At 60.0% G+C, this 24500-nt stretch carries 20 protein-coding genes; 18 read left to right on the top strand and 2 right to left on the bottom strand.

The window, feature by feature from the left end:
* The first annotated feature begins 646 nt into the window (after positions 1-646).
* The 4 genes from pdhR (at position 647) to lpdA (ending at position 7919) form a co-directional block, all read left to right on the top strand.
* The gene (gene pdhR, locus CLM71_RS19640) at positions 647-1411 is read left to right on the top strand and encodes a pyruvate dehydrogenase complex transcriptional repressor PdhR (protein ID WP_015673774.1); all 765 of its coding nucleotides are present in this window, start codon (positions 647-649) and stop codon (positions 1409-1411) included.
* A gap of 172 nt (positions 1412-1583) precedes the next feature.
* On the top strand, positions 1584-4247 hold the full coding sequence (gene aceE, locus CLM71_RS19635) for a pyruvate dehydrogenase (acetyl-transferring), homodimeric type (protein ID WP_105232487.1): 2664 nt from the start codon (positions 1584-1586) through the stop codon (positions 4245-4247).
* Between the two features lie 13 nt (positions 4248-4260).
* Entirely contained in the window at positions 4261-6135 is a 1875-nt protein-coding gene (gene aceF / locus CLM71_RS19630) for a pyruvate dehydrogenase complex dihydrolipoyllysine-residue acetyltransferase (protein WP_105232486.1), read from the top strand.
* A 359-nt stretch (positions 6136-6494) separates the two neighbouring features.
* Positions 6495-7919, top strand: a complete 1425-nt coding sequence (gene lpdA, locus CLM71_RS19625; protein WP_105232485.1) for a dihydrolipoyl dehydrogenase — start codon at positions 6495-6497, stop codon at positions 7917-7919.
* A 92-nt stretch (positions 7920-8011) separates the two neighbouring features.
* On the opposite strand, the gene CLM71_RS24380 is transcribed toward lpdA, so the two are convergent.
* Positions 8012-8134: a hypothetical protein gene (locus tag CLM71_RS24380; protein ID WP_255265501.1), complete on the bottom strand. Its 123-nt coding sequence runs from the start codon at positions 8132-8134 to the stop codon at positions 8012-8014.
* A 709-nt stretch (positions 8135-8843) separates the two neighbouring features.
* Here CLM71_RS24380 and acnB point away from each other — a divergent pair.
* From acnB to mdcH, 9 genes are all read left to right on the top strand, one after another.
* Positions 8844-11441, top strand: coding sequence for a bifunctional aconitate hydratase 2/2-methylisocitrate dehydratase (gene acnB / locus CLM71_RS19620; RefSeq protein WP_105232484.1), 2598 nt, complete (start codon positions 8844-8846; stop codon positions 11439-11441).
* A 249-nt stretch (positions 11442-11690) separates the two neighbouring features.
* Positions 11691-13352 (top strand): malonate decarboxylase subunit alpha, encoded by a 1662-nt coding sequence (gene mdcA / locus CLM71_RS19615; protein ID WP_105232483.1) that lies wholly within the window; start codon positions 11691-11693, stop codon positions 13350-13352.
* Entirely contained in the window at positions 13352-14206 is an 855-nt protein-coding gene (locus CLM71_RS19610) for a triphosphoribosyl-dephospho-CoA synthase (protein WP_105232482.1), read from the top strand. Before mdcA ends, CLM71_RS19610 begins: the two co-directional genes overlap by 1 nt.
* A 21-nt stretch (positions 14207-14227) precedes the next feature.
* The gene (mdcC, locus tag CLM71_RS19605) at positions 14228-14527 is read left to right on the top strand and encodes a malonate decarboxylase acyl carrier protein (protein WP_105232481.1); all 300 of its coding nucleotides are present in this window, start codon (positions 14228-14230) and stop codon (positions 14525-14527) included.
* Entirely contained in the window at positions 14520-15356 is an 837-nt protein-coding gene (locus tag CLM71_RS19600) for a biotin-independent malonate decarboxylase subunit beta (RefSeq protein WP_105232480.1), read from the top strand. Before mdcC ends, CLM71_RS19600 begins: the two co-directional genes overlap by 8 nt.
* On the top strand, positions 15353-16159 hold the full coding sequence (gene mdcE / locus CLM71_RS19595; protein WP_105232479.1) for a biotin-independent malonate decarboxylase subunit gamma: 807 nt from the start codon (positions 15353-15355) through the stop codon (positions 16157-16159). Before CLM71_RS19600 ends, mdcE begins: the two co-directional genes overlap by 4 nt.
* 182 nt (positions 16160-16341) lie before the next feature.
* A complete protein-coding gene (locus tag CLM71_RS19590; protein ID WP_105232478.1) occupies positions 16342-17301 on the top strand; it encodes an AEC family transporter in 960 nt (319 codons plus the stop codon).
* Between the two features lie 11 nt (positions 17302-17312).
* The gene (locus tag CLM71_RS19585; RefSeq protein ID WP_105232477.1) at positions 17313-17927 is read left to right on the top strand and encodes a malonate decarboxylase holo-ACP synthase; all 615 of its coding nucleotides are present in this window, start codon (positions 17313-17315) and stop codon (positions 17925-17927) included.
* 2 nt (positions 17928-17929) lie between these two features.
* A complete protein-coding gene (gene mdcH, locus CLM71_RS19580) occupies positions 17930-18862 on the top strand; it encodes a malonate decarboxylase subunit epsilon (protein ID WP_105232476.1) in 933 nt (310 codons plus the stop codon).
* Here mdcH and CLM71_RS19575 read toward each other — a convergent pair.
* On the bottom strand, positions 18859-19779 hold the full coding sequence (locus CLM71_RS19575; protein ID WP_105232475.1) for a LysR family transcriptional regulator: 921 nt from the start codon (positions 19777-19779) through the stop codon (positions 18859-18861). The genes mdcH and CLM71_RS19575 overlap by 4 nt on opposite strands.
* Positions 19780-19964: 185 nt before the next feature.
* On the opposite strand from CLM71_RS19575, the gene yacL reads away from it, so the two are divergent.
* The 5 genes from yacL (at position 19965) to CLM71_RS19550 (ending at position 24466) form a co-directional block, all read left to right on the top strand.
* The gene (gene yacL, locus CLM71_RS19570) at positions 19965-20327 is read left to right on the top strand and encodes a protein YacL (protein ID WP_054307103.1); all 363 of its coding nucleotides are present in this window, start codon (positions 19965-19967) and stop codon (positions 20325-20327) included.
* Positions 20328-20511: 184 nt separating this feature from the next.
* Positions 20512-21459: a 2-keto-3-deoxygluconate permease 1 gene (locus CLM71_RS19565; protein ID WP_105232474.1), complete on the top strand. Its 948-nt coding sequence runs from the start codon at positions 20512-20514 to the stop codon at positions 21457-21459.
* Positions 21456-22724: a four-carbon acid sugar kinase family protein gene (locus tag CLM71_RS19560; RefSeq protein ID WP_105232473.1), complete on the top strand. Its 1269-nt coding sequence runs from the start codon at positions 21456-21458 to the stop codon at positions 22722-22724. The genes CLM71_RS19565 and CLM71_RS19560 overlap by 4 nt, the downstream gene beginning before the upstream one ends.
* On the top strand, positions 22684-23697 hold the full coding sequence (locus tag CLM71_RS19555; RefSeq protein ID WP_105232472.1) for a D-threonate 4-phosphate dehydrogenase: 1014 nt from the start codon (positions 22684-22686) through the stop codon (positions 23695-23697). The genes CLM71_RS19560 and CLM71_RS19555 overlap by 41 nt, the downstream gene beginning before the upstream one ends.
* 10 nt (positions 23698-23707) lie before the next feature.
* Positions 23708-24466, top strand: coding sequence for a DeoR/GlpR family DNA-binding transcription regulator (locus CLM71_RS19550; protein WP_105232471.1), 759 nt, complete (start codon positions 23708-23710; stop codon positions 24464-24466).
* Positions 24467-24500 lie beyond the last annotated feature (34 nt).

The following is a 24500-nucleotide window of genomic DNA, read 5'->3' as shown; positions in this document are numbered from 1 at the left end:
TGCAAATGCTCACACGTTGTAAAAGTGTGATTACGATGTGTGTATGTTTTTGTTTACGGCATTGTGGGTATTAATTAAACGGCGCCGCTACCGTTTCATGAAGAATAATGTTATGTGAAAAAGTTTGCATCTCCTTTGTTTTGGTGGTGATTAAGATTTCAGCAGTTTAGGCAACAAAATGCGGATTGTGTGATGAGAACGGCTGTTGCGTGCATGAAATAAGCAATAAATCACATAATTCGCAAAAAGATTGTTCTTACCTCCAACCGATGTCTCATCTTGCCGTTTCCCTCCCGTAACTAACCCTTTATGGTCATAGCTATTCACCAAAGCGTCATAAACATGCAATAAATCTCTGGCATTGACGGTTCACTCTGGAGGGGGAACGGCGAGTCTAAATGATGGAATGTGACCTGTGTCACATAAGGTGGCGACGGCGTCTGGGTAAAGCTTTGTAAATGGTATTACCACTTAAGAGTAGCCAGCAGCGGCGGGGGCGTATTTCAGGTAGTAAAACGTGCGGGCCGCACGGATTTCGGCAGGCGGCCATATGGACAGGAGGTGAATACTTTGTTACTTTACCGTCACGTTTGTGAAATTGGTATTACCAATTGACTCCGCGCTATTCGCAGAGAAGAAATCACCCATGGCCTATAGCAAAATCCGCCAGCCCAAGCTGTCAGACGTTATCGAGCAGCAGCTCGAATACCTGATACTCGAGGGTACGCTGCGCCCAGGAGAGAAGTTGCCTCCGGAGCGCGAACTGGCGAAACAGTTTGACGTTTCCCGCCCTTCTCTGAGAGAGGCAATCCAGCGCCTGGAAGCAAAGGGGCTGCTGTTGCGCCGTCAGGGCGGGGGAACTTTTGTGCAAACCAACCTCTGGCAAAGCTTCAGCGATCCGCTGGCTGAACTGCTGGCCGATCACCCTGAATCACAGTTCGATCTGCTCGAAACCCGTCATGCGCTCGAAGGCATCGCCGCCTATTACGCGGCCCTGCGCGGCACCGACGAAGATCTGGCGCGCATCCGCGATTGCCATATCGTGATTCAGCAGGCGCAGGACAGCGGCGATCTGGACGCTGAAGCCGACGCGGTCATGCAGTATCAAATTGCCGTTACCGAGGCGGCGCACAACGTTGTGTTGCTGCATTTGCTACGCTGCATGGGGCCGATGCTGGAACAGAACGTCCGACAGAACTTTGAATTGCTCTACTCGCGCCGTGAGATGTTGGCGAAAGTGAGCAGCCACCGCGCCGGGATTTTTGAGGCGATAGTGGCGCGCGAGCCGGAAAAGGCCCGCGAAGCCTCTCACCGCCACTTGGCGTTTATTGAGGAAATCTTGCTGGATCTCAGCCGGGAGCATACCCGTCGTGAGAGATCGCTACGGCGGCTCCAGCAACGCAAGGAGTAAGAGCGGTTCCCGTCTTGGGGTAACACCAGCCCAATATCAGGGATAAAGCTCGCAGTGCTTAATTAAGTACTTTAGCGGCAACTAAACTGATGAGCCTGTCTTCGTGCGCTTTGCCGCAGAGCGCAGGAAGACAGGCTCCAAATAAACCATTAGACAGATAAGGAATACCACCATGTCAGAACGTTTAAACAATGACGTGGATCCGATCGAAACCCGCGACTGGCTGCAGGCGATCGAATCGGTCATCCGTGAAGAGGGTGTTGAGCGAGCTCAGTTTCTGATTGATCAGGTATTGGGTGAAGCCCGCAAAGGCGGCGTTAATGTAGCGGCCGGTTCCGCTGCTAACGACTACATCAACACCATCGCGGTGGAAGACGAGCCTGAATATCCGGGTAACCTGGATCTGGAACGCCGCATCCGCAGCGCGATCCGCTGGAACGCCGTGATGACCGTTCTGCGTGCTTCCAAGAAAGATCTGGAACTGGGCGGCCACATGGCTTCCTTCCAGTCTTCCGCGACCTTCTATGAAGTCTGCTTTAACCATTTCTTCCGCGCACGCAACGCGAAAGATGGCGGCGATCTGGTGTACTTCCAGGGCCACATCTCTCCGGGCGTTTACGCACGCGCCTTCCTTGAAGGCCGCCTGACCGAAGAGCAAATGAACAACTTCCGTCAGGAAGTTCACGGCAACGGCCTGTCCTCTTATCCGCATCCAAAACTGATGCCGGAATTCTGGCAGTTCCCGACCGTGTCTATGGGCCTTGGCCCGCTGAGCGCCATCTACCAGGCTAAATTCCTGAAATATCTGGAACACCGCGGCCTGAAAGACACCTCCGCACAGACCGTATACGCCTTCCTGGGCGACGGTGAAATGGATGAGCCGGAATCCAAAGGCGCCATCACCATCGCCACCCGTGAAAAACTGGACAACCTGGTGTTCGTCATCAACTGCAACCTGCAGCGTCTGGACGGCCCGGTAACCGGCAACGGCAAAATCATCAACGAACTGGACGGCATCTTCTCCGGCGCAGGCTGGCAGGTGCTGAAAGTGATCTGGGGCGGCCGCTGGGACGAGCTGCTGCGTAAAGACACCAGCGGTAAACTGGTTCAGCTGATGAACGAAACCCTGGACGGCGACTACCAGACCTTCAAATCCAAAGACGGCGCCTACGTGCGCGAGCACTTCTTCGGCCGTTATCCGGAAACCGCCGCGCTGGTTGCCGACTGGAGCGACGAGCAGATCTGGGCGCTGAACCGTGGCGGTCACGATCCGAAGAAAGTCTTTGCCGCGCTGAAAAAAGCGCAGGAAACCAAAGGCAAGCCTACCGTTATCCTGGCCCACACCATCAAAGGTTACGGCATGGGCGACACCGCGGAAGGCAAGAACATTGCTCACCAGGTGAAGAAAATGAACATGGAAGGGGTGCACCACTTCCGCGATCGTTTCAACGTGCCGGTTGCCGATGCTGACATCGAAAAACTGCCGTACGTCACCTTCGAGAAAGATTCCGAAGAGTACAAATACCTGCACGAGCGCCGCGAGAAGCTGGAAGGCTACCTGCCGAGCCGTCAGCCTCACTTCAGCGAGAAGCTGGAACTGCCTTCTCTGGAAGACTTCGGCCCGCTGCTGGAAGAGCAGAACAAAGAGATCTCCACCACCATCGCCTTTGTGCGCGCCCTGAACGTGATGCTGAAGAACAAGTCGATCAAAGATCGTCTGGTGCCGATCATCGCCGATGAAGCACGTACCTTCGGTATGGAAGGTCTGTTCCGTCAGATCGGTATCTACAGCCCGAACGGCCAGCAGTACACCCCGCAGGACCGTGAGCAGGTGGCTTACTACAAAGAAGACGAGAAAGGTCAGATTCTGCAGGAAGGGATCAACGAACTGGGCGCCGGCGCGTCCTGGCTGGCGGCTGCGACCTCTTACAGCACCAACGACCTGCCGATGATTCCGTTCTACATCTACTACTCGATGTTCGGCTTCCAGCGTATTGGCGATCTGTGCTGGGCAGCGGGCGACCAACAGGCGCGCGGCTTCCTGGTCGGCGGCACCTCCGGCCGTACCACGCTGAACGGCGAAGGTCTGCAGCACGAAGACGGCCACAGCCACATTCAGTCGCTGACCATCCCGAACTGTATTTCCTACGATCCGGCATATGCCTATGAAGTGGCGGTCATCATGCATGACGGTCTGGTGCGTATGTACGGCGAAGCGCAGGAGAACGTTTACTACTACCTGACCACGCTGAACGAAAACTACCATATGCCGGCGATGCCGCAGGGCGCCGAGGAAGGCATCCGCAAGGGTATCTACAAGCTGGAAACGCTGGAAGGCAGCAAAGGCAAGGTACAGCTGATGGGCTCCGGCGCGATCCTGCGTCACGTGCGCGAAGCGGCACAGATCCTGGCGAACGACTACGGCGTTGGTTCCGACGTGTTCAGCGTGACATCGTTCACCGAACTGGCGCGCGACGGCCAGGACTGCGAACGCTGGAACATGCTGCACCCGACCGAAGAGCCGCGCGTACCTTACGTTGCTCAGGTGCTGAGCGATGCGCCGGCGGTAGCGTCTACCGACTACATGAAACTGTTCGCCGAGCAGATCCGCAACTTTATCCCGGCCAGCGATTATCGCGTACTGGGCACCGATGGCTTCGGTCGTTCCGACAGCCGTGAGAACCTGCGCCACCACTTCGAAGTGGATGCATCTTACGTGGTGGTTGCTGCTCTGGGCGAGCTGGCTAAACGCGGCGAAATCGATAAGAAAGTGGTTGCCGAGGCGATCGCCAAATTCGATATCGATGCCGATAAAGTAAACCCGCGTCTGGCCTAAGAGGTAAAGAATAATGTCTATTGAAATCAAAGTACCGGACATCGGTGCAGATGAAGTCGAAATCACCGAGATTCTGGTGAAGGTCGGCGATAAGGTCGACGCAGAGCAGTCGCTGATCACCGTAGAAGGCGACAAGGCGTCGATGGAAGTGCCATCGCCGCAGGCCGGCGTGGTGAAAGAAATCAAGGTTGCGGTCGGCGATAAAACCGAAACCGGCAAACTGATCATGATCTTCGAAGCAGAGGGCGCAGCGGCTGCAGCGCCTGCTCAGGAAGCGGCGGCTCCGGCAGCGGCGCCTGCTGCTGCGGCGGCAAAAGACGTTCAGGTTCCGGACATCGGCGACGACGAAGTGGAAGTCACCGAGATCATGGTGAAAGTGGGCGACACCGTGACGGAAGAACAGTCGCTGATCACCGTGGAGGGCGATAAGGCTTCCATGGAAGTGCCTGCGCCGTTCGCCGGCACCGTGAAAGAGATCAAAATCAACACCGGCGATAAAGTAAAAACCGGCTCGCTGATTATGGTGTTCGAAGTAGCTGGCGCCGCGCCGGCCGCAGCGCCTGCTCAGGCAGCAGCACCGGCGGCCGCTGCGCCGGCGGCTTCCGCAGCGAAAGACGTGGCCGTGCCGGATATCGGCGGCGACGAAGTGGAAGTGACCGAAGTGATGGTGAAAGTGGGCGATAAAATCGCCGCCGAACAGTCGCTGATCACCGTGGAAGGCGACAAGGCTTCGATGGAAGTGCCTGCGCCATTCGCCGGCACCGTCAAAGAGATCAAAGTCAGCACCGGCGATAAAGTGAAAACCGGCTCGCTGATTATGGTGTTCGAGGTAGAAGGCGCAGCCCCTGCCGCCGCCCCGGCAGCCAGCGCCGCTGCACCTGCGCCGGCTCCGGCTCAGCAGGAAAGCAAAGCCGCCGCGCCGGCCGCGAAAGCGGAAGGTAAAAACGAATTCACCGAAAACGATGCCTACGTGCATGCGACGCCGGTTATCCGCCGTCTGGCGCGCGAATTCGGCGTTAATCTGGCGAAGGTTAAAGGTACAGGTCGTAAAGGCCGTATCCTGCGTGAAGACGTTCAGGCCTACGTGAAGGACGCGGTGAAACGCGCCGAGTCCGCACCGGCTGCCGCAGCCGGCGGTGGTCTGCCGGGCATGCTGCCATGGCCGAAAGTGGACTTCAGCAAGTTCGGCGAGATCGAAGAAGTGGAAATGGGCCGCATCCAGAAGATTTCTGGCGCCAACCTGAGCCGTAACTGGGTGATGATCCCGCACGTTACGCACTTCGATAAAACCGATATCACCGAGCTGGAAGCGTTCCGCAAGCAGCAGAACGAAGAAGCCGCCAAGCGCAAGCTGGACGTGAAGTTCACCCCGGTGGTGTTCATCATGAAAGCGGTTGCCGCAGCGCTGGAGCAGATGCCTCGCTTCAACAGTTCACTGTCTGAAGACGGCCAGAAGCTGACGCTGAAGAAGTACATCAACATCGGCGTGGCGGTCGATACGCCGAACGGCCTGGTGGTTCCGGTGTTCAAGGATGTTAACAAAAAAGGCATCACTGAGCTGTCCCGCGAACTGATGGCGATCTCCAAGAAAGCGCGCGACGGTAAACTGACCGCCGGCGAAATGCAGGGCGGTTGCTTCACCATCTCCAGCCTGGGCGGTATCGGGACAACCCACTTCGCGCCGATCGTCAACGCGCCGGAAGTGGCTATCCTGGGCGTCTCCAAGTCGGCGATGGAGCCGGTCTGGAACGGTAAAGAGTTCACGCCGCGTCTGATGATGCCGATGTCGCTCTCCTTCGACCACCGTGTGATTGACGGTGCCGATGGCGCACGCTTTATCACCATCATCAACAATATGCTGTCTGACATTCGCCGTCTGGTGATGTAAGGAAAAAAGGGCGCAGCATGCTGCGCCCTTATCGCTTCGGTAGCAGTTTTGTCGGTTTTTGCATGATTCGACAAGATTGTTGAGACACGGGTCACTTCGAACATGCTTTGCAGATTATTAACAATTCTGTAAACTGCTCGCGGTGTAAGCGTCCCGGTGGATGAAGGGCGTTATGAATTCGATTAAAAATATACCCTATAGATTTCACATGGCAGCTAGGCGGCAACTTCTTGAATTTCCAGGAGCTTACTGAAGTAAGTGACTGGGGTGAGCGAATGAAGCCAACAACGCGGCAAGGTGAAAGATGACGGGTATAAAAATGACGTCTGACCCGCCGGACAATAAATTAAGAGGTCATGATGAGTACTGAAATAAAAACTCAGGTCGTGGTACTTGGGGCGGGCCCAGCAGGCTACTCTGCTGCCTTTCGTTGCGCTGACTTAGGTCTTGAAACCGTTCTGGTTGAACGTTATTCCACGCTGGGCGGGGTTTGCCTGAACGTGGGATGTATCCCTTCCAAAGCACTGTTGCACGTTGCCAAAGTGATTGAAGAAGCCAAAGCACTGGCTGAACACGGCATCGTTTTCGGTGAGCCGAAAACCGACATCAACAAGATCCGTACCTGGAAAGAGAAAGTCATCACTCAGCTGACCGGCGGTCTGGCGGGTATGGCTAAAGGCCGTAAAGTTAAAGTGGTTAACGGTCTGGGCAAATTTACCGGCGCTAACACCCTGGTTGTTGAAGGCGAAAACGGTCCGACCACCATCAACTTCGATAACGCCATCATTGCCGCAGGTTCTCGTCCAATCCAACTGCCATTTATCCCTCATGATGACCCACGCGTGTGGGATTCCACCGATGCGCTGGAGCTGAAAACCGTCCCAGAGCGTATGCTGGTGATGGGCGGCGGTATCATCGGTCTGGAAATGGGCACCGTCTACCACGCGCTGGGTTCTCAGATTGACGTGGTGGAAATGTTCGACCAGGTGATCCCGGCGGCAGATAAAGACGTGGTGAAGGTGTTCACCAAGCGTATCAGCAAGCAGTTCAACCTGATGCTGGAAACCAAAGTGACTGCGGTAGAAGCCAAAGAAGATGGTATCTACGTCACGATGGAAGGCAAAAAAGCGCCTGCGGAACCACAGCGTTATGACGCGGTGCTGGTGGCTATCGGCCGTGTGCCGAACGGTAAACTGCTGGATGCCGACAAAGCGGGCGTGGCGGTTGATGAGCGCGGCTTTATCAACGTTGACAAGCAGATGCGCACCAACGTACCGAACATCTTCGCCATCGGCGATATCGTCGGCCAGCCGATGCTGGCGCACAAAGGCGTGCATGAAGGCCACGTGGCGGCGGAAGTTATCTCCGGTCTGAAGCACTACTTCGATCCGAAAGTGATTCCATCCATCGCGTATACCGAGCCGGAAGTGGCATGGGTAGGTCTGACCGAGAAAGAAGCGAAAGAGAAAGGCATCAGCTATGAAACCGCCACCTTCCCGTGGGCGGCGTCCGGCCGTGCTATCGCTTCCGACTGTGCAGACGGCATGACCAAACTGATCTTCGACAAAGAGACTCACCGTGTTATCGGCGGGGCGATTGTCGGCACCAACGGCGGCGAGCTGCTGGGTGAGATCGGTCTGGCTATCGAGATGGGTTGTGATGCGGAAGATATCGCGCTGACCATCCACGCTCACCCAACCCTGCACGAATCGGTAGGTATGGCGGCTGAGATGTTTGAAGGCAGCATTACCGACCTGCCTAACCCGAAGGCCAAGAAAAAGTAATTTTTCCGGCTTAAACGGCTGATAAGCGGCTCCTGAGAAGGGGCCGTTTTTTATGACGCCGCTAAAAGGCCGCTCAGAGAGCGGCCAGTAGCTTACTTGTTCTGGACTATCACGTTCAGCGTCAGGCTGTTGCCGTTGACCGACCAACCGCCTTTATCAACCCCAAACGCCGCGCCCAGTACAATGAGCAGGATAAATAACGAACTCCTTTTCATTGCGCGATCCCTGTGGAACCACGACCACCGCGACTTCACCGGGAAAATCCCGGTGGAACAAGCGCTTTGTGACGCTCGCATCGCAGTTGTGGCAGAACTGTCCTCAAGCCCGGTGACCGGCTGCTAAACCGGCAGAACAGACCCGGTGAGATAGTAACGTGGAATCATGTTTTCCACATTCTTTTTGTTGATTTTTTAAGCGTGATTGCGCAGAATGTCTCTGCTTTGTGGCGCTTGTATCGTACTTTACGATGTAAGTATTCCGTCCGGTGCCTGCTAACGCCGTACGGAACAAAGGAACCGCCTTAACGGCGGTTTTTTTGTTTTTGTCTCCGGCGTTTTTTCCGCTGTTCAAACAATAGTTATTGTAATAGTGTGGCTATTACGATGCGCCCGACCGCCTTGTCCTGCCTGCATTGCAGCCGATTACTCTGTGCTCAACGATTCAGCAAAGATTTAATGTTGCTTTTATGTGAACGAATTAACAACCGATTCAAATCCTGATATGCTGGCTGGGCGGAACCGGGCACTGTACCTTACAGTCCAGGACATCGACAGCAGTGCCTCGTAATATCGCCGTGCGCTAAAAAACCCGGCTTTGATAACAAATCCGGAGTCTCAGAGGCTGCAGCCGACAGCGCTGCCGTTTCAGCGACGCAAGGTATGGACGCCAGGCACAATAAATGACAATGAGAGCGAGGAGAAAGTCGTGCTAGAAGAATACCGTAAGCACGTGGCCGAGCGTGCTGCAGAGGGCATCGTCCCTAAGCCATTAGATGCATCACAAATGGCAGCGCTGGTCGAATCATTAAAGAATCCGCCGCAAGGCGAAGAAGAATTCCTGTTAGACCTGCTGATTAACCGTGTTCCACCAGGCGTCGACGAAGCCGCCTACGTCAAAGCAGGTTTCCTGGCAGCCATCGCCAAAGGCGAAGCCACCTCCCCCCTGATTACTCCGGAAAAAGCCGTTGAACTGCTGGGCACCATGCAGGGCGGTTACAATATTCATCCGCTGATTGAAGCGCTGGACGATGACAAGCTGGCGCCTATCGCCGCCAAAGCGCTGTCTCATACCCTGCTGATGTTTGACAACTTCTACGACGTGGAAGAGAAGGCCAAAGCGGGCAACGCCTACGCCAAGCAAATCATGCAGTCATGGGCCGATGCCGAATGGTACCTGTCCCGTCCGGAACTGGCGGAAAAACTCACCGTTACCGTCTTTAAGGTAACCGGTGAAACCAATACCGATGACCTGTCTCCGGCGCCGGATGCCTGGTCACGCCCGGATATTCCGCTGCACGCGCTGGCAATGCTGAAAAACGAACGTGACGGCATCGTACCGGATCAGCCGGGCAGCGTCGGCCCGATCAAACAGATTGAAGCGCTGAGCGAAAAAGGCTTCCCGCTGGCTTACGTCGGCGACGTGGTCGGCACCGGCTCTTCCCGTAAATCCGCCACCAACTCGGTGCTGTGGTTTATGGGCGACGACATCCCTCACGTGCCGAACAAACGTGGCGGCGGCGTGGTGCTGGGCGGTAAAATCGCGCCTATCTTCTTCAACACCATGGAAGATGCCGGCGCACTGCCGATCGAAGTGGACGTTTCCGACCTGAATATGGGCGATGTGATCGACATCTTCCCGTACAAAGGCGAAGTGCGTAACCACGAAACCGGCGAGCTGATCGCCAGCTTCGAGCTGAAAACCGACGTGCTGCTGGACGAAGTGCGCGCCGGCGGCCGTATCCCGTTGATCATCGGCCGCGGCCTGACCACCAAGGCGCGCGAGTCGCTGGGCCTGCCGAATACCGACGTATTCCGCATCTCCAAACCGGTTGCGGCAAGCGATCGCGGCTTCTCGCTGGCGCAGAAAATGGTTGGCCGCGCCTGCGGCGTAGCCGGCGTACGCCCGGGCGAATACTGCGAACCGAAGATGACCTCGGTCGGCTCCCAGGACACCACCGGCCCGATGACCCGTGACGAGCTGAAAGACCTGGCCTGCCTGGGCTTCTCCGCCGATCTGGTGATGCAGTCCTTCTGTCATACCGCCGCCTATCCGAAGCCGGTTGACGTGACCACGCACCACACGCTGCCGGACTTTATCATGAACCGTGGCGGCGTCTCGCTGCGTCCGGGCGACGGCATCATCCACTCATGGCTGAACCGCATGCTGCTGCCGGATACCGTCGGCACCGGCGGCGATTCCCACACCCGTTTCCCGATCGGTATCTCCTTCCCGGCCGGTTCCGGTCTGGTGGCGTTTGCCGCCGCGACCGGCGTGATGCCGCTGGATATGCCGGAGTCGGTGCTGGTGCGCTTCAAAGGTAAAATGCAGCCGGGTATCACGCTGCGCGACCTGGTGCACGCCATCCCTTACTATGCGATCCAGCAGGGTCTGCTGACCGTTGAGAAGAAAGGCAAGAAAAACATCTTCTCCGGCCGCATTCTGGAAATTGAAGGCCTGCCGGAACTGAAGGTTGAACAGGCCTTCGAACTGGCGGATGCGTCCGCCGAACGTTCCGCCGCCGGCTGTACCATCAAGCTGGATAAGTCGCCGATCGAAGAGTATCTGAACTCCAACATCGTGCTGCTGAAATGGATGATCTCCGAAGGTTACGGCGACCGTCGTACGCTGGAACGCCGTATTCAGGGCATGGAAAAATGGCTGGCGGATCCGCAGCTGCTGGAAGGCGACGCCGATGCGGAGTACGCGGCGGTGATCGAGATCGACCTGGCGGAAATCAACCAGCCGATCCTGTGTGCGCCAAACGATCCGGACGACGCGCGTCTGCTGTCCGACGTGGCCAACAGCAAAATCGACGAAGTGTTCATCGGTTCCTGCATGACCAACATCGGCCACTTCCGTGCGGCGGGCAAGCTGCTGGATCAGCACAAAGGCCAGCTGCCGACCCGTCTGTGGGTAGCGCCGCCGACCAAGATGGATGCGGCCCAACTGACCGAAGAAGGTTACTACAGCGTCTTCGGCAAGAGCGGGGCGCGTATCGAGATCCCTGGCTGCTCGCTGTGCATGGGCAACCAGGCGCGCGTTGCTGACGGCGCGACGGTGGTGTCGACTTCAACCCGTAACTTCCCGAACCGTCTGGGCACCGGCGCCAATGTTTATCTGGCATCGGCAGAGCTGGCGGCGGTGGCTTCGCTGCTGGGGCGCTTACCAACGCCGGACGAGTATCAGACCTATATGGAGCAGGTGGATAAGAGCGCGGCCGACACTTACCGCTATCTGAACTTCAACCAGTTGGAGCAGTATACGGAGAAAGCCGACGGTGTGATTTTCCAGACCGCCGTGTAAAAACCGCACGCTGTTAATGCGCTATCAGGGGAGCCGCCAGGCTCCCTTTTTTATGCCTGAACTGTGACCTTTTCCGCATTTGTATGTTTTTAATTAACTGAAAATTAAAAGCTATTTTAAATCATTAACCTTGGGCTAATGATTGCCTCTGGTGGTTGATTGATGGTGAATAGTTAGCGTCCTAATCTAATCCTCTTCGTAATTCTTATTGCGTGAAGCGTAAATCAATTAAACCGGGGAGGTTTAGCTATGTCGCTTTATCAACAGCCCGCCCGCGTCTGGGATAGCCGACGTCAGGAGAAACAACGCCGGCTGGCCAGCGTACAGGGGCAGGTGCAAGGGAAGGTGATCCCTACCGCAGATTTAACCGCGGCGCTGGAGCGGCTGCTGGTGCCGGGGGACCGCGTGGTGCTGGAAGGGAACAACCAAAAACAGGCAGATTTCCTTTCCCGCATGCTGGCGCAGGTCGACCCGTCGACCGTGCACGATCTGCATATGATTATGCCGAGCGTCGGCCGTGCCGAACATCTGGATATTTTCGAAAAAGGCATTGCCCGCAAACTGGACTTCGCCTTTTCCGGCACCCAGAGCCTGCGTATTTCTCAGCTGCTGGAAGATGGCCAGCTGGAAATCGGCGCCATCCACACCTATATCGAACTCTATTCGCGTCTGTATGTTGACCTGGTGCCGAACGTGGCGCTGGTGGCCGGCTTCAAGGCCGACCGACAGGGCAATCTGTATACCGGCCCCAGCACCGAGGATACCCCGGCGCTGGTGGAGGCCGCGGCGTTTAAAGACGGGATCGTGATTGCTCAGGTTAACGAGCTGGTGGACGACGAAACTGATCTGCCGCGGGTCGATATTCCCGGTTCGTGGATCGACTTTGTGGTGGTGGCGGATCGGCCGTTCTTTATCGAACCGCTGTTTACCCGCGATCCACGGCTGATCAAACCCGTCCACGTACTGATGGGCATGATGGCCATCAAAGGCATCTATGCCGAGCATCAGGTGCAGTCCCTTAACCACGGTATCGGCTTCAACACTGCCGCCATCGAACTGCTGCTGCCGACCTACGGCGAGCGGCTGGGGCTGAAAGGCAAAATCTGCAAACACTGGACCCTGAACCCGCACCCGACCCTGATCCCGGCGATTGAAAGCGGCTGGGTGGAAACCGTGCACTGTTTTGGCGGCGAACTGGGCATGGAGGATTACATCGCCGCGCGTCCGGATATTTTCTTCACCGGCCGCGATGGTTCGATGCGTTCCAACCGCGCCTTCTGCCAGATGGCGGGCCAGTACGCGGTGGATATGTTTATCGGCTCCACGCTGCAGATTGACGCCATGGCGCACTCGTCCACCGTAACGCGCGGGCGCCTCTCCGGCTTCGGCGGCGCGCCGAATATGGGCCACGATCCGCATGGCCGCCGTCATGCCACTCCCGCATGGCTGGATATGATCGAGGAGCCGGATCCGCTGGCGCGCGGCCGCAAGCTGGTGGTGCAGATGGTGGAAACCTTCCAGGCCGGCGCGAAGCCGACCTTTGTCGAGAAGCTCGATGCAATCGACGTCGCCAAAGACGCCGGCATGCCGCTGGCGCCGGTGATGATTTATGGCGATGACGTCACCCACGTACTGACCGAAGAGGGCATCGCCTATCTGTACCGCGCCCGTTCGCTGGAGGAGCGCCGCGCGATGGTCGCCGCCGTGGCCGGCATTACCGATATCGGCCTGGGCGTGGACGCCGCGCGGGTGGCGCAGCTGCGCCGCGAAGGCAAAGTGGCGTACCCGGAAGATATGGGCATCCGCCGCACCGAGGCCGACCGTTCGCTGCTGGCGGCGGGCAGCGTGGCCGATCTGGTGGACTGGTCCGGTGGTCTGTACAACCCGCCGGCTAAATTCCGGAGCTGGTGATGACACTTTCCCCCTGCAGCAGTGCGTCGCGGGTCGATGCCGTCGCGCTGCGTCTGGCGGACGCCGCCACTCAGGCGCTGATTGACGAGGCGCGCCTCAGCCCGAAGCCGGGGCTGGTGGACGCGCGCGGCAGCGGCGCGCATCAGGATCTGACGCTGGCGCTGATGGAGCGCTCTGCTCTCAGTCTGCATGACACCTTCTATGCGTTGGCGATCGCCGGCTGGCAGCGCCCGGCGGACGGCGCGCTGCGTCAGGAGATTGGCCGCATTGGTCGCGAGGGCGAACGGCAGATGATGGCGGCGACCGGCGGGGTGAACACCCATCGCGGCGCCATCTGGGCGCTGGGGCTGCTGGTGACGGCGCTGGCGATGCGGGAGGGGCGCGCCGACGCGCGGCAAACCTGCCTGCGGGCGGCGCAGCTGGCGCAGTTGACAGACCCGGCCAGCCCGAAATCGTTCAGCAACGGGCTGCGCGCTTCCCGGCGCTATCGGGTGCCCGGCGCGCGGGAAGAGGCGCAGCAAGGGTTTCCGCATGTGATGCGTCTGGCGCTGCCGCAGCTGTGGCGCAGCCGCGCAGCCGGCGCCGACGAGCAGGCGGCCCGGCTCGACGCGCTGATGGCGATCATGACCAGCCTGAGCGACACCTGCGTACTGTCGCGCGGCGGCTGGCCGGCGCTGCAGGCGATGCGGCAGGGCGCGCAGGCGGTACTGTGCGCCGGCGGTTATCAGCGGCCGGAAGGGCGGGTGCAGCTGGCGCGGCTGGAACAGCGGCTGCTGGCCTGCAACGCTTCGCCGGGCGGGGCGGCGGACTTATTGGCGGCGGCGCTGTTGCTCGATCGGGCGGCGGGCCGCTGAACATCTATTCGAGAGGACGTTATGGAACGTATTGAATTGAGCTATCCGGCTGTGGAGCGCGTGGTCGGCCAACGGTTGGCCGGCGTGGTTGGCTCCGGCGATATGGAGGCGTTGTTTGAACCTGCAGAGGACGATGTGCTGCGGGTAGTGATTAAAACCTCGGTCGACGGCAGCCAGCAGCGTTGGCGGCATCTGTTCGAGCGTTTGGCTGCGCTGCGCAGCCTGCCGGCGGGGCAACTGGAGATCAACGATTTCGGCGCGACGCCGGGGGTGGCGCGTCTGCGGATTGAGCAGGTATTTGAGGAGGCCGGCCATGCGTGAAGATCTCAGCTTTATTGAACTCAGCGCCCGTGAGCGGGCGCGGCATTTACTCGACGACGGCAGCTTCCGCGAACTGCTGGGGCCGTTTGAACGTATTACCTCACCGTGGCTGGAGCCGCAGGGTATCGTCACCCAGGCGGATGACGGCATGGTGGTGGCCAAAGGCACCCTGAACGGCCAGCCGGCGGTGGTGGCGGCGGTTGAGGGGGCGTTCCAGGGCGGCAGCATGGGCGAGGTTTCCGGCGCCAAAATGGCGGCGGCGCTGGAGCTGGCGGCAGAGGATAACCGCAACGGCATTCCGACGCAGGCGGTGCTGCTGCTGGAAACCGGCGGCGTGCGTTTGCAGGAGGCCAATCTGGGGCTGGCGGCGATCGCCGATATTCATGCCGCCATCGCCGACCTGCGGCGCTATACCCCGGTGGTGGGCATTATCGCCGGTACCGTCGGCTGCTTCGGCGGCATGTCGATTGCCGCCGGCCTGTGCAGCTACCTGATCGTCACCCGCGAGGCGCGGCTGGGGCTTAACGGTCCGCAGGTGATTGAGCAGGAGGCGGGAATTGACGAGTACGACTCCCGCGACCGGCCGTTTATCTGGAGCATGACCGGCGGCGAGGTGCGTTACCGCAGCGGTTTCGCCGACGTTGAGGTGGAGGACGCGCTGCATCAGGTGCGCGCTGCGATGCTGGATTGCCTGGCGCGCGGCGTGCCGGCGCAGCACTGCAGTGAATGCTATGACTATTACCTGCCGAAACTGACGCAGTTTGACAGCCGTCAGCAGGCGGACGCCGCCGTGGTGGCGCAACTTTTCACTCGGGAGGATCGCGCATGAGCACGCAGACAAGAAGCCGCGGCGACTATTGGTTTTCGCTGCTGACGCAGGGGAGCGAGGAACGGCGCGGACAGTGCGCCTCGGTCAGGGTCGCCGACGGCGATCTCGACGGACAGGCGGCGCGCTTTATCGCCGTGGTGCCGGACGCCGACAACCATTACCCGCGCGCCGCGCGCGGCGAGGTGGGACTGCTGGAGGGCTGGACGCTGGCGCAGGTGGTGAGTGAAGCGGTGGCGGCAGACCAGAATCAAACGCAGAAACGCGCCATCGTGGCGATTATCGACGTACCGAGCCAGGCCTACGGCCGCCGCGAAGAGGCGTTCGGCATTCATCAGGCGCTGGCGGGCGCGGCGGGTGCCTACGCGGCGGCGCGGCTGGCCGGGCATCCGGTGATTGGGCTGATCGTCGGCAAGGCGATGTCGGGGGCGTTTTTGGCGCACGGCTATCAGGCTAACCGGCTGATCGCCTTTAACGATGACGGCGTGATGATCCACGCCATGGGCAAGGCATCCGCCGCGCGCATTACGCTGCGTTCGGTCGAGGCGCTGGAGAAGCTGGCCGCCTCTATCCCGCCGATGGCCTACGACATCGGCCACTACCGCTCGCTGGGGCTGCTGGACCAGTTGCTGGACATCCGCGATCCGCAGCGGGCGACGCAGCAGGAGCTGGCGCTGGTGCGCCAGACGCTCGCCACGGCGATCGCAGACAGCCGGCAGCAGGGCTGCGGGCTGGAAAATCGCCTGGGGGCGGACAACCGCCGCAGTTCCGCACTGGTGCGCGAGCGCATGCGCGCCGAATGGTAAGACAGGCTTTCGTTAACGTCAGTTCGTCATAACCGGGCCGGGGAGGGAGCGAACCCTTTCCGGCTGATAACAACCAATCGCTACCTTCATCTGCATCTTTGCTACGGGCACGACAACACCAGTAAATAAGAAACACATCGCACCTGAACTGACTGAATTTTTTTCTTTTTAACAGGTGATTTATGACATACATCATTATTCATGCGTTGGCGCCGATTTTTGTCATCATGCTGCTGGGGTTTTACGCCGGCAAGACAAAAATGGTCGATAACCAGAATGTTTCTTTGCTTAATATTTTTGTGATGGATTTTGCTTTGCCCGCGGCGCTGTTCAGCGCCACCGTACAAACCCCATGGTTGGGCATCGTGCAGCAGTCGCCGCTGATTGTGGTGCTGGTGTTGGCGATGTGGCTGACCTACGCGGCGATTTATGCCGTCAGCACCCGGCTGTTCCACAAGTCGCCGCAGGATGCGGCGGTGCTGACGCTGACCGTGGCGCTGCCCAACTATGCGGCGCTCGGCCTGCCGATCCTCGGCAGCGTGTTGGGCGAGTCGCCTGGCACCTCGCTGTCGGTGGCGGTTTCCATTGCCTGCGGCTCGGTGCTGATGACGCCGTTTTGCCTGCTGATCCTGGAGCGTGAAAAAGCCCGCGCCGGCGGCGGTGCACAGCAGGCGGGGTTGCGTATGCTGCCGCTGCTGATGTGGCGCTCGGTGATTAAACCGATTGTCTGGGGGCCGCTGTTGGGCGTGGTGCTGTCGGCCATCGGCGTGCGGATGCCGGAGATGGTGCTGGCGGCGATCAAACCGCTCGGGCTGGCGGCCACCGCGGCGGCGCTGTTTCTGACCGGGGTGATCTTGTCGGCGCGCCGCCTGCAAATCAATGCCTCGGTGCTGCTGGCCAGCGTCACCAAACTGCTGATCCAGCCGTTTATCGCCTGGGGCATCGTGCTGGCGTTAGGGCTGCACGGCAGCGTGGCGATCACCGCGATCCTGATGATTGCGCTGTCGGCGGGCTTTTTCGGCATCGTGTTCGGCAACCGCTTCGGCGTCCAGTCGCCGGATGCGGAAGCCACACTATTGATAAGCTCGGTGCTGTGTATCCTGACGCTGCCGCTGTTTATCACTCTGACTGCCGGTCTGTAACGGAGGAAACCATGATACGTCCGCATGACCTGCTATGGACGGAAAGCGTCGAGGCGCTGATATTTCCCGGCGCTTCACCGACATGGGTGGCGCGGCAGCAGCTGCGCGACTTGCCGCTGGTGGTGCGGCGCGATATGCCGCGCGACGGCGCCGTTCCGGTGGGGATCCGCGGCGAAACGCGCGCGCAGCGGGCGGCGGCCTGGTTGCCCCCTGCGGCGGTGCGCCGGCGGGTGACGCCGGAGTCGCTGGTGGCCGGGCTGTCGGCGGCGTCGCCTTTCGCCGCCCTGCCGCCGGTGCGGGCGCTGCGCGAACTGGCGGCGCAGCCGTGGCGCTGGGCGTGGGGCGTGACCGGCAGCTGCGGCTATGCGCTGGCCACCGGCCTGCCGGTGATGCATCCGGACAGCGATCTGGACCTTACCGTACGCTGCCCGCAGCCCGTCGGGCGTGCGGCGCTACATGCGCTGGCGCAGCGGCTGCGCACGCTGCCGTGCCGGGTCGATCTGCAGGTTGAAACCCCATACGGCGGTTTTGCGCTGAACGAGTGGCTGCGCGACGGACGGGTGCTGTTAAAAACCAACGGCGGCCCTTATCTGACCGATGCGCCATGGTCGGCGCCGCAGGAGTGACGATGAAGATTCTGTTTACCTTTCCCGGCCAGGGGCCGCAGACGCCGCAGATGCTGCATCAACTGCCGGATAACGCCGTCAGCCGCGAGCTGCTGGCGCAGGCGCGCCAGGTGCTGGGGGAGGATCCGCTGTTGCTGGACAGCGCTCAGGCGCTGCGAAAAACGCGCGCGGTGCAGCTCTGTCTGCTGATTGCCGGCGTAGCCTATGCCCGCGAACTGGAGCAGAACGGCGTGACGGCCGATTTCGTCAGCGGCCTGTCGATCGGCGCATTTCCGGCGGCGGTGGTGGCCGGCGCGCTGAGTTTTGAGGATGCGCTGCAGCTGGTGGCGCTGCGCGGCGAGCTGATGGAGCAGGCTTATCCGCAGGGCTATGGCCTGGCGGCGCTGGTTGGTCTGTCGCAAGACCGGGTGGAGGCGTTAATCGCGCAGCTGCATGGCGGGCAGTCGCCGCTGTATCTGGCCAATATCAACGCCGATGATCAGATGGTGGTGGCCGGCAGCGACGACGCGCTGCAGCAAATTATGGCGCTGGCAAAACAGGCCGGTGCAGCGAAGGCCAGCCGGCTGGCGGTCAGCGTGCCGTCCCACTGCCCACTGCTGGCGCAGCCGGCGGACAGGCTGGCGGAAGCTATGCGGGTGGTGACGCTGCGGCGTCCGCGCATTGCCTATCTGAGCGGCAGCAGCGGGCGGGTGCTGTGGCAGCCTGAACGTATCGCCGACGATCTGGCCTATAACATGGCGCGCACCGTGCGCTGGCATGAGGCGATGACGGCGGCGTATGAACGGGAAGTACGTCTGGCGATTGAAATGCCGCCGGGGGCGGTGCTCACCGGGCTGACGCGTAAGGTGATGACGCAGGGAGAAGCGCTGTCCCGCTGCCAGTTGGGGCTGGCGGCGGTCGTCGGCATCGTCGCGCGCTATCGCCGCGAGGTTTAACGGGGCCGCTCCCCACGGGCGTACATGCGGCTCTCCGCCGTCAGCGCCAGCAGGTTCGGATCCTGCTGCTGATTGCGGTTGAACACCAGCGCGATGGTCTGGCGCATTTGGTAGCGTTCGCACAGCGGCATCAGACGCACCGTGTGCTCGTAAACCTTTTTCATGCGGCCGGGCAGCAGGGTATAGCCAACGCCGGCCTGCACCAGACTGAGCATCGAGAAGATATCGTTGACCCGGGTGACGATCTCCGGCTCAAAACCGGCGATCTGAAAAGCTTCGGTAAAGCCGTGGTAGGTGGCGAACCCTTCGGTCAGCGAGACAAATTTCTGGCTGCGGAAATCCTGCAGATCCGCCGGGCCGTCGACGATCAGCGCGGAGCTGGCGGGGGCGGCAAGAAAAATATCGTCTTTAAACAGCGGTTGGATCTCAAAGCGCTGCGGATCTATCTGGCTGTCGGAGACGGAAATCAGAATCGCGTCCAGTTGCTGCGTCTGCAATTGCGCCAGCAGCGCGGCGTTAGAACCCATCGTCAGATTGATTTCCAGCTCCGGGCGGCGCAGCTTAAGGCCCATAATCAGTCGCGGCACCGTTTCCAGCGTCAGCGAATAGAGCGTGCCGAGCCGCAGGCGCTGCTGCCCGAAGCCGGCCTTCAGCCGCGTCTCTTCAATACCTTTATGGGTCAGCCCGACGATATCGCGGGCGTAGTCCGCCAGCGTATGGGCGGCGGGCAGCGGCTGCAGGTTACGCCCCTGATGGATAAACAGCGGGCAGCGTATGCCGGCTTCCAGCGTATGCAGCGCGCGGTGGACGCTGACGCCGCTCAGCCCCAGCCGTTCGGCGGCGCGGGCGATGTTTTCCGTCTCCATAAAGGCCAGAAAGATTTCCAGTTTTTTCAGGGTTATTTCACTGTCGATCATTGACGCGTCCCTTGGCGGTGTCTGCGCATCATCATAACAACAATCGCGGCGGGCGGCTTCCCATTGCCGCGTCAAGCCGCTATATTGCCCGCCGCAAAAAAGAGCTGAACTTTGCGAGCGCTCGCTGAAATCTGGGCTGAACAAAGCAGTACACTTACCATAAACAGGCCTGGGGAGGGCGCACGATGGATTACGAATTTCTGCGGGATGTGACCGGTCAGGTAATCGTCAGATTTTCTATGGGACATGAAGCCATCGGCCATTGGATCAATGAAGAGCTGAAAGGCGATCTGAATCTGCTGGACCGGATTGAGAGCGGCGCAGCGCAGGTGAAGGGCAGCGAACGCCAGTGGCAGCTGGAAGGGCATGAATATACGCTGCTGATGGACGGCGAAGAGGTGATGATCAGAGCCAATCAGCTGCTGTTCGAAGGCGACGAGATGGAGGAGGGGATGAGCTATTACGATGAAGAGAGCCTCTCCTTCTGCGGCGTGGAAGACTTCCTGGCGGTGTTGAAGGCCTACCGGCACTTTATGTTGAACTACTGAACCAGGCTGTTGCTGACCGGGCGGCGCCCGCCGCCCGCATATTCTTATTTTAGCTACCACCTTATTGATTAAATAAAATCAAAAAATCACTCCCGGTCGTGATAACTGCGATCGCGCTCTCTATTTTTTTATAATTTGATTCAATATAATCATTGTGATTAAAATAAATCAAAATGAGGGTGCTATGAAACTGAAAGCGGCAATAGAGAAGATCCCCGGCGGGATGATGGTTGTTCCGCTGGTGCTTGGCGCGCTGTTGAACACGTTTACACCAGAGGCTTTAGACATTGGCGGCTTCACCACCGCGTTATTCAAAAACGGCGCCGCGCCGCTGATCGGCGCTTTCCTGCTGTGCATGGGGGCCGGCATCAGTTTTAAAGCGGCACCGCAGGCGCTGCTGCAGGGCGGCACCATTACGCTGACCAAACTGCTGGTGGCGATGGCGCTGGGGCTGGGCGTGGAACGGCTGTTTGGCGCCGACGGCGTCTTCGGCCTGACCGGCGTGGCGATTATCGCGGCGATGAGCAACTCCAACGGCGGCTTGTATGCGGCGCTGGTCGGCGAGTTCGGCAATGAGCGCGATGTCGGCGCTATTTCCATTTTATCGCTCAACGACGGCCCCTTCTTCACCATGATCGCGCTCGGCGCCGCCGGCATGGCCAACATTCCGCTGATGGCGCTGGTCGCGGTGCTGGTGCCGCTGTTGGTGGGTATGTTGCTGGGCAACCTCGATCCGAACATGCGCGAGTTTCTGACCAAAGGCGGCCCGGTGCTGATCCCGTTCTTCGCCTTTGCGCTCGGTGCCGGCATTAATCTGGAAATGCTGCTGCAGGGCGGGCTGGCGGGCATTCTGCTGGGGGCATTGACCACCTTTGTCGGCGGTTTCTTTAACATCCGCGCCGATCGGCTGGTCGGCGGCAGCGGTATCGCCGGGGCGGCGGCTTCCAGCACCGCGGGCAATGCGGTGGCGACGCCGCTGGCGATTGCGCAGGCGGACCCCTCGCTGGCATCGGTCGCTGCGGCGGCTGCGCCGCTGATTGCCGCCTCGGTGATTACCACGGCGATCCTGACGCCGGTTCTCAGTTCCTGGGTGGCGAAGCGTAATGCAGCAGCGAAGGAGAAGGCGGCATGAAAATGATTGTGATTGCCGATGATTTTACCGGCGCCAATGATACCGGCGTGCAGCTGGCGAAAAAGGGCGCGCGCACCAATGTGCTGTTGAATGACCGGCAGCAGGCGCCGCGCGGCGGCGATGTACTGGTGATCAATACCGAAAGCCGTGCGCTGCCGGCTGCGGAGGCGGCGCGCAAAGTCAGCGATGCGCTGCGTCCGTACTGCGACGATGAACGGCCGCCGCGGGTGTACAAAAAGATTGATTCCACCTTCCGCGGCAACGTCGGGGCAGAAATTGCCGCAGCGATGCAGGCCAGCGGCGCACGGCTGGCGATTGTCGCGGCGGCGATCCCGGCTGCCGGACGGGTTACGCGGGATGGGGCGTGCTGGGTGCACGGCGTGCCGCTGCTGGAAACCGAATTCGCCAGCGATCCGAAAACACCGATTGCCTCGTCACAGATTAGCACCCTGATTGGCCTGCAAACCGATATTGCTATCCATGAACTGGATCTGGCGACGGTGCGCGGTGCGCAGTTGGATGAGCAACTGGAGCTGCTGGCGCAGCAGGGCGGCATTGTGGTGGCGGACGCCGAACTGGATGGCGATCTGGCGCTGCTGGCGCAGAGTATCGGCCGGCTTGCCACGCCCGTTCTGCTGGTGGGTGCCGCCGGCCTGGCGAATGCGCTGCCGTCGGACTGGTATCTCAGCGATCGGCAGCGGCTGCCGGTGCTGGTGGTGGCCGGTTCGATGAGTGAGGCCACCCGTCGGCAGATTGCCTTCGCCGAGCAGGAGAAGTCGCTGGGCATCGTCGATATCGATGTGCAGGCATTGCTGTCGGCACATGGCGCGCAGGTGTGCAGCGACATCGTCGCGCAGGCGGTGGCGATACTGCAGGCGCGTCAGCACTGCGTATTGCGTACCTGCCGTGACGACGATGCGCGTCAGCAGGTCGAGCAGCTGTGCGCCGAATTGTGCATCAGCCGCCAGCAGTTGGGCGATCGCATCAGCCAGTCGCTGGGGGAGATGACGCTCGGGATTATCAACCACGCGCGTATCGGCGGCCTGTTCCTGACCGGCGGGGATATCGCGATTGCCGTCGCCCGGGCGCTGGGGGCGGAAGGCTACCGCATTAACGGCGAAGTGGCGCCCTGCGTACCGTGCGGCGCCTTTATCAACAGTGAAATTGACGATCTGCCGGTGATCACCAAGGCCGGCGGTTTTGGCGGCGAAACCACGCTGCGCGATGCGCTTTATTTTATTGAGGAGATGTACAGTGGCAAATAACATCATAGCGATTACCATGGGCGACCCGGCGGGCATCGGGCCGGAAATTATCATCAAGGCGCTGGCCGAGGGAGAGCTGTCCGGCGCCCGCGCCGTGGTGGTGGGCTGCTTGCAGACGCTGCAGCGTATTCAGGCGCTGGGCATTACGCCGGCGGCAGAACTGCGGCCGATAGCAACGGTGGCCCAGGCGCGTTTTGCGCCGGGGGTGATCAACGTGATCGATGAGCCGCTGGCGGATCCCGCGGCGCTGGAGGCGGGCAAAGTACAGGCGCAGGCGGGGGATCTGGCCTACCGCTGTGTAAAACGCGCTACCGAGCTGGCAATGGCGGGTGACGTGCAGGCTATCGCCACCGCGCCATTGAACAAAGAAGCGCTGCATCTGGCGGGACATATGTATCCGGGCCATACCGAGCTGCTGGCGACGCTGACCCACAGCCGTGATTACGCCATGGTGTTGTATACCGATAAACTGAAAGTGATCCACGTTTCCACCCACATTGCCCTGCGCACGTTCCTGGATACGTTGAGCGCCGAGCGGATCGAAACGGTAGTGTCGATGGCGGATACCTTCCTCAAACGGGTGGGCTTCAGCCAGCCGCGCATCGCCGTCGCCGGCGTTAACCCGCACGCCGGGGAAAACGGCCTGTTTGGTGATGAAGAGATCAAGATTGTCAGCCCGGCGATTGCGGCGGCGAAGGCGCGGGGCATTGATGTCTACGGGCCTTGCCCGCCGGATACGGTTTTCCTGCAGGCCTATGAAGGGCAGTACGATATGGTGGTGGCGATGTACCACGATCAGGGACATATTCCGCTGAAGCTGCTGGGTTTTTATGACGGGGTGAATATTACCGCCGGGCTGCCGTTTATTCGGACTTCCGCCGACCACGGTACGGCCTTTGATATTGCCTGGACAGGTAAAGCCAAGTCTGAGAGCATGGCGATCTCGATACAATTAGCCACGCAGCTTGCCTAATCAAGGGACTATGAAGCCACAACATCGTCTGGACCAGATTCTGGACTATTTAAAGGGCCATAATCTGGTCACGGTTGAACAACTGGTTGCGGCGATCGACGCATCGCCGGCCACTATTCGCCGCGACCTGATCAAACTGGATGAACAGGGCGTTATCAACCGCAGCCATGGCGGCGTGGCGCTCAATCGTTTTATTCCCGCCCAGCCCACCACCAATGAAAAACAGCTGCGTCATCTGCAGGAAAAGCGCGCCATTGCCCGGCAGGCGCTGGCGCTGATTAAGCCTGGCGATGCGGTGGTGCTGGACGCCGGCACCACCATGCTGGAGCTGGCGCGTAATCTGACCCATCTGCCGTTACGGGTGATCACTGCCGATCTGCGCATTGCCCTGCTGCTGTCGGAGTTCAAACAGATAGAGGTCACCATTATCGGCGGACGCATTGATGACAGCAGCCAGTCCTGCATCGGCGACCATGGCCGCCGGCTGCTGCGCGGCGTCTATCCGGACATTGCCTTTATCAGCTGTAACTCCTGGAGCCTGGAGAAGGGCGTTACCACGCCGACGGAAGAGAAGGCCGGGCTGAAGCAGGATCTGGCGGCCAACGCGCGCCGGCGCGTGTTGCTGGCGGACAGCAGCAAATACGGCGCCTATTCGCTGTTTTGCGTGACGCCGCTGGCCGAGCTGACCGACATTGTGACCGACGGCGCCCTGCCGGCGGAGATACAGCAGCAATTAACGGCGTTGCCTGCACAGTTGCATCTGGCGTAGCCGTCCGCAGCCATGGCGGGCCGCTCGTCCGCCA

Source organism: Serratia sp. MYb239 (assembly GCF_002966855.1).
Lineage (GTDB): Bacteria > Pseudomonadota > Gammaproteobacteria > Enterobacterales > Enterobacteriaceae > Serratia_B > Serratia_B rhizosphaerae.
This window is presented reverse-complemented; position numbering and strand designations above follow the sequence as displayed.

Bases quoted from the DNA above. Each gene is read 5' to 3' on its own strand.
- CLM71_RS19555 (WP_105232472.1), top strand. From the start codon at position 22,684: ATGCGCTTTATTTTATTGAGGAGATGTACAGTGGCAAATAACATCATA.
- CLM71_RS19565 (WP_105232474.1), top strand. From the start codon at position 20,512: ATGAAACTGAAAGCGGCAATAGAGAAGATCCCCGGCGGGATGATGGTT.
- lpdA (WP_105232485.1), top strand. From the start codon at position 6,495: ATGAGTACTGAAATAAAAACTCAGGTCGTGGTACTTGGGGCGGGCCCA.
- CLM71_RS19590 (WP_105232478.1), top strand. From the start codon at position 16,342: ATGACATACATCATTATTCATGCGTTGGCGCCGATTTTTGTCATCATG.
- mdcC (WP_105232481.1), top strand. From the start codon at position 14,228: ATGGAACGTATTGAATTGAGCTATCCGGCTGTGGAGCGCGTGGTCGGC.
- mdcA (WP_105232483.1), top strand. From the start codon at position 11,691: ATGTCGCTTTATCAACAGCCCGCCCGCGTCTGGGATAGCCGACGTCAG.
- CLM71_RS19560 (WP_105232473.1), top strand. From the start codon at position 21,456: ATGAAAATGATTGTGATTGCCGATGATTTTACCGGCGCCAATGATACC.
- mdcE (WP_105232479.1), top strand. From the start codon at position 15,353: ATGAGCACGCAGACAAGAAGCCGCGGCGACTATTGGTTTTCGCTGCTG.
- aceE (WP_105232487.1), top strand. From the start codon at position 1,584: ATGTCAGAACGTTTAAACAATGACGTGGATCCGATCGAAACCCGCGAC.
- CLM71_RS19600 (WP_105232480.1), top strand. From the start codon at position 14,520: ATGCGTGAAGATCTCAGCTTTATTGAACTCAGCGCCCGTGAGCGGGCG.
- CLM71_RS19550 (WP_105232471.1), top strand. From the start codon at position 23,708: ATGAAGCCACAACATCGTCTGGACCAGATTCTGGACTATTTAAAGGGC.
- yacL (WP_054307103.1), top strand. From the start codon at position 19,965: ATGGATTACGAATTTCTGCGGGATGTGACCGGTCAGGTAATCGTCAGA.
- pdhR (WP_015673774.1), top strand. From the start codon at position 647: ATGGCCTATAGCAAAATCCGCCAGCCCAAGCTGTCAGACGTTATCGAG.
- CLM71_RS19575 (WP_105232475.1), bottom strand. From the start codon at position 19,779: ATGATCGACAGTGAAATAACCCTGAAAAAACTGGAAATCTTTCTGGCC.
- CLM71_RS19585 (WP_105232477.1), top strand. From the start codon at position 17,313: ATGATACGTCCGCATGACCTGCTATGGACGGAAAGCGTCGAGGCGCTG.
- mdcH (WP_105232476.1), top strand. From the start codon at position 17,930: ATGAAGATTCTGTTTACCTTTCCCGGCCAGGGGCCGCAGACGCCGCAG.
- aceF (WP_105232486.1), top strand. From the start codon at position 4,261: ATGTCTATTGAAATCAAAGTACCGGACATCGGTGCAGATGAAGTCGAA.
- CLM71_RS24380 (WP_255265501.1), bottom strand. From the start codon at position 8,134: ATGAAAAGGAGTTCGTTATTTATCCTGCTCATTGTACTGGGCGCGGCG.
- CLM71_RS19610 (WP_105232482.1), top strand. From the start codon at position 13,352: ATGACACTTTCCCCCTGCAGCAGTGCGTCGCGGGTCGATGCCGTCGCG.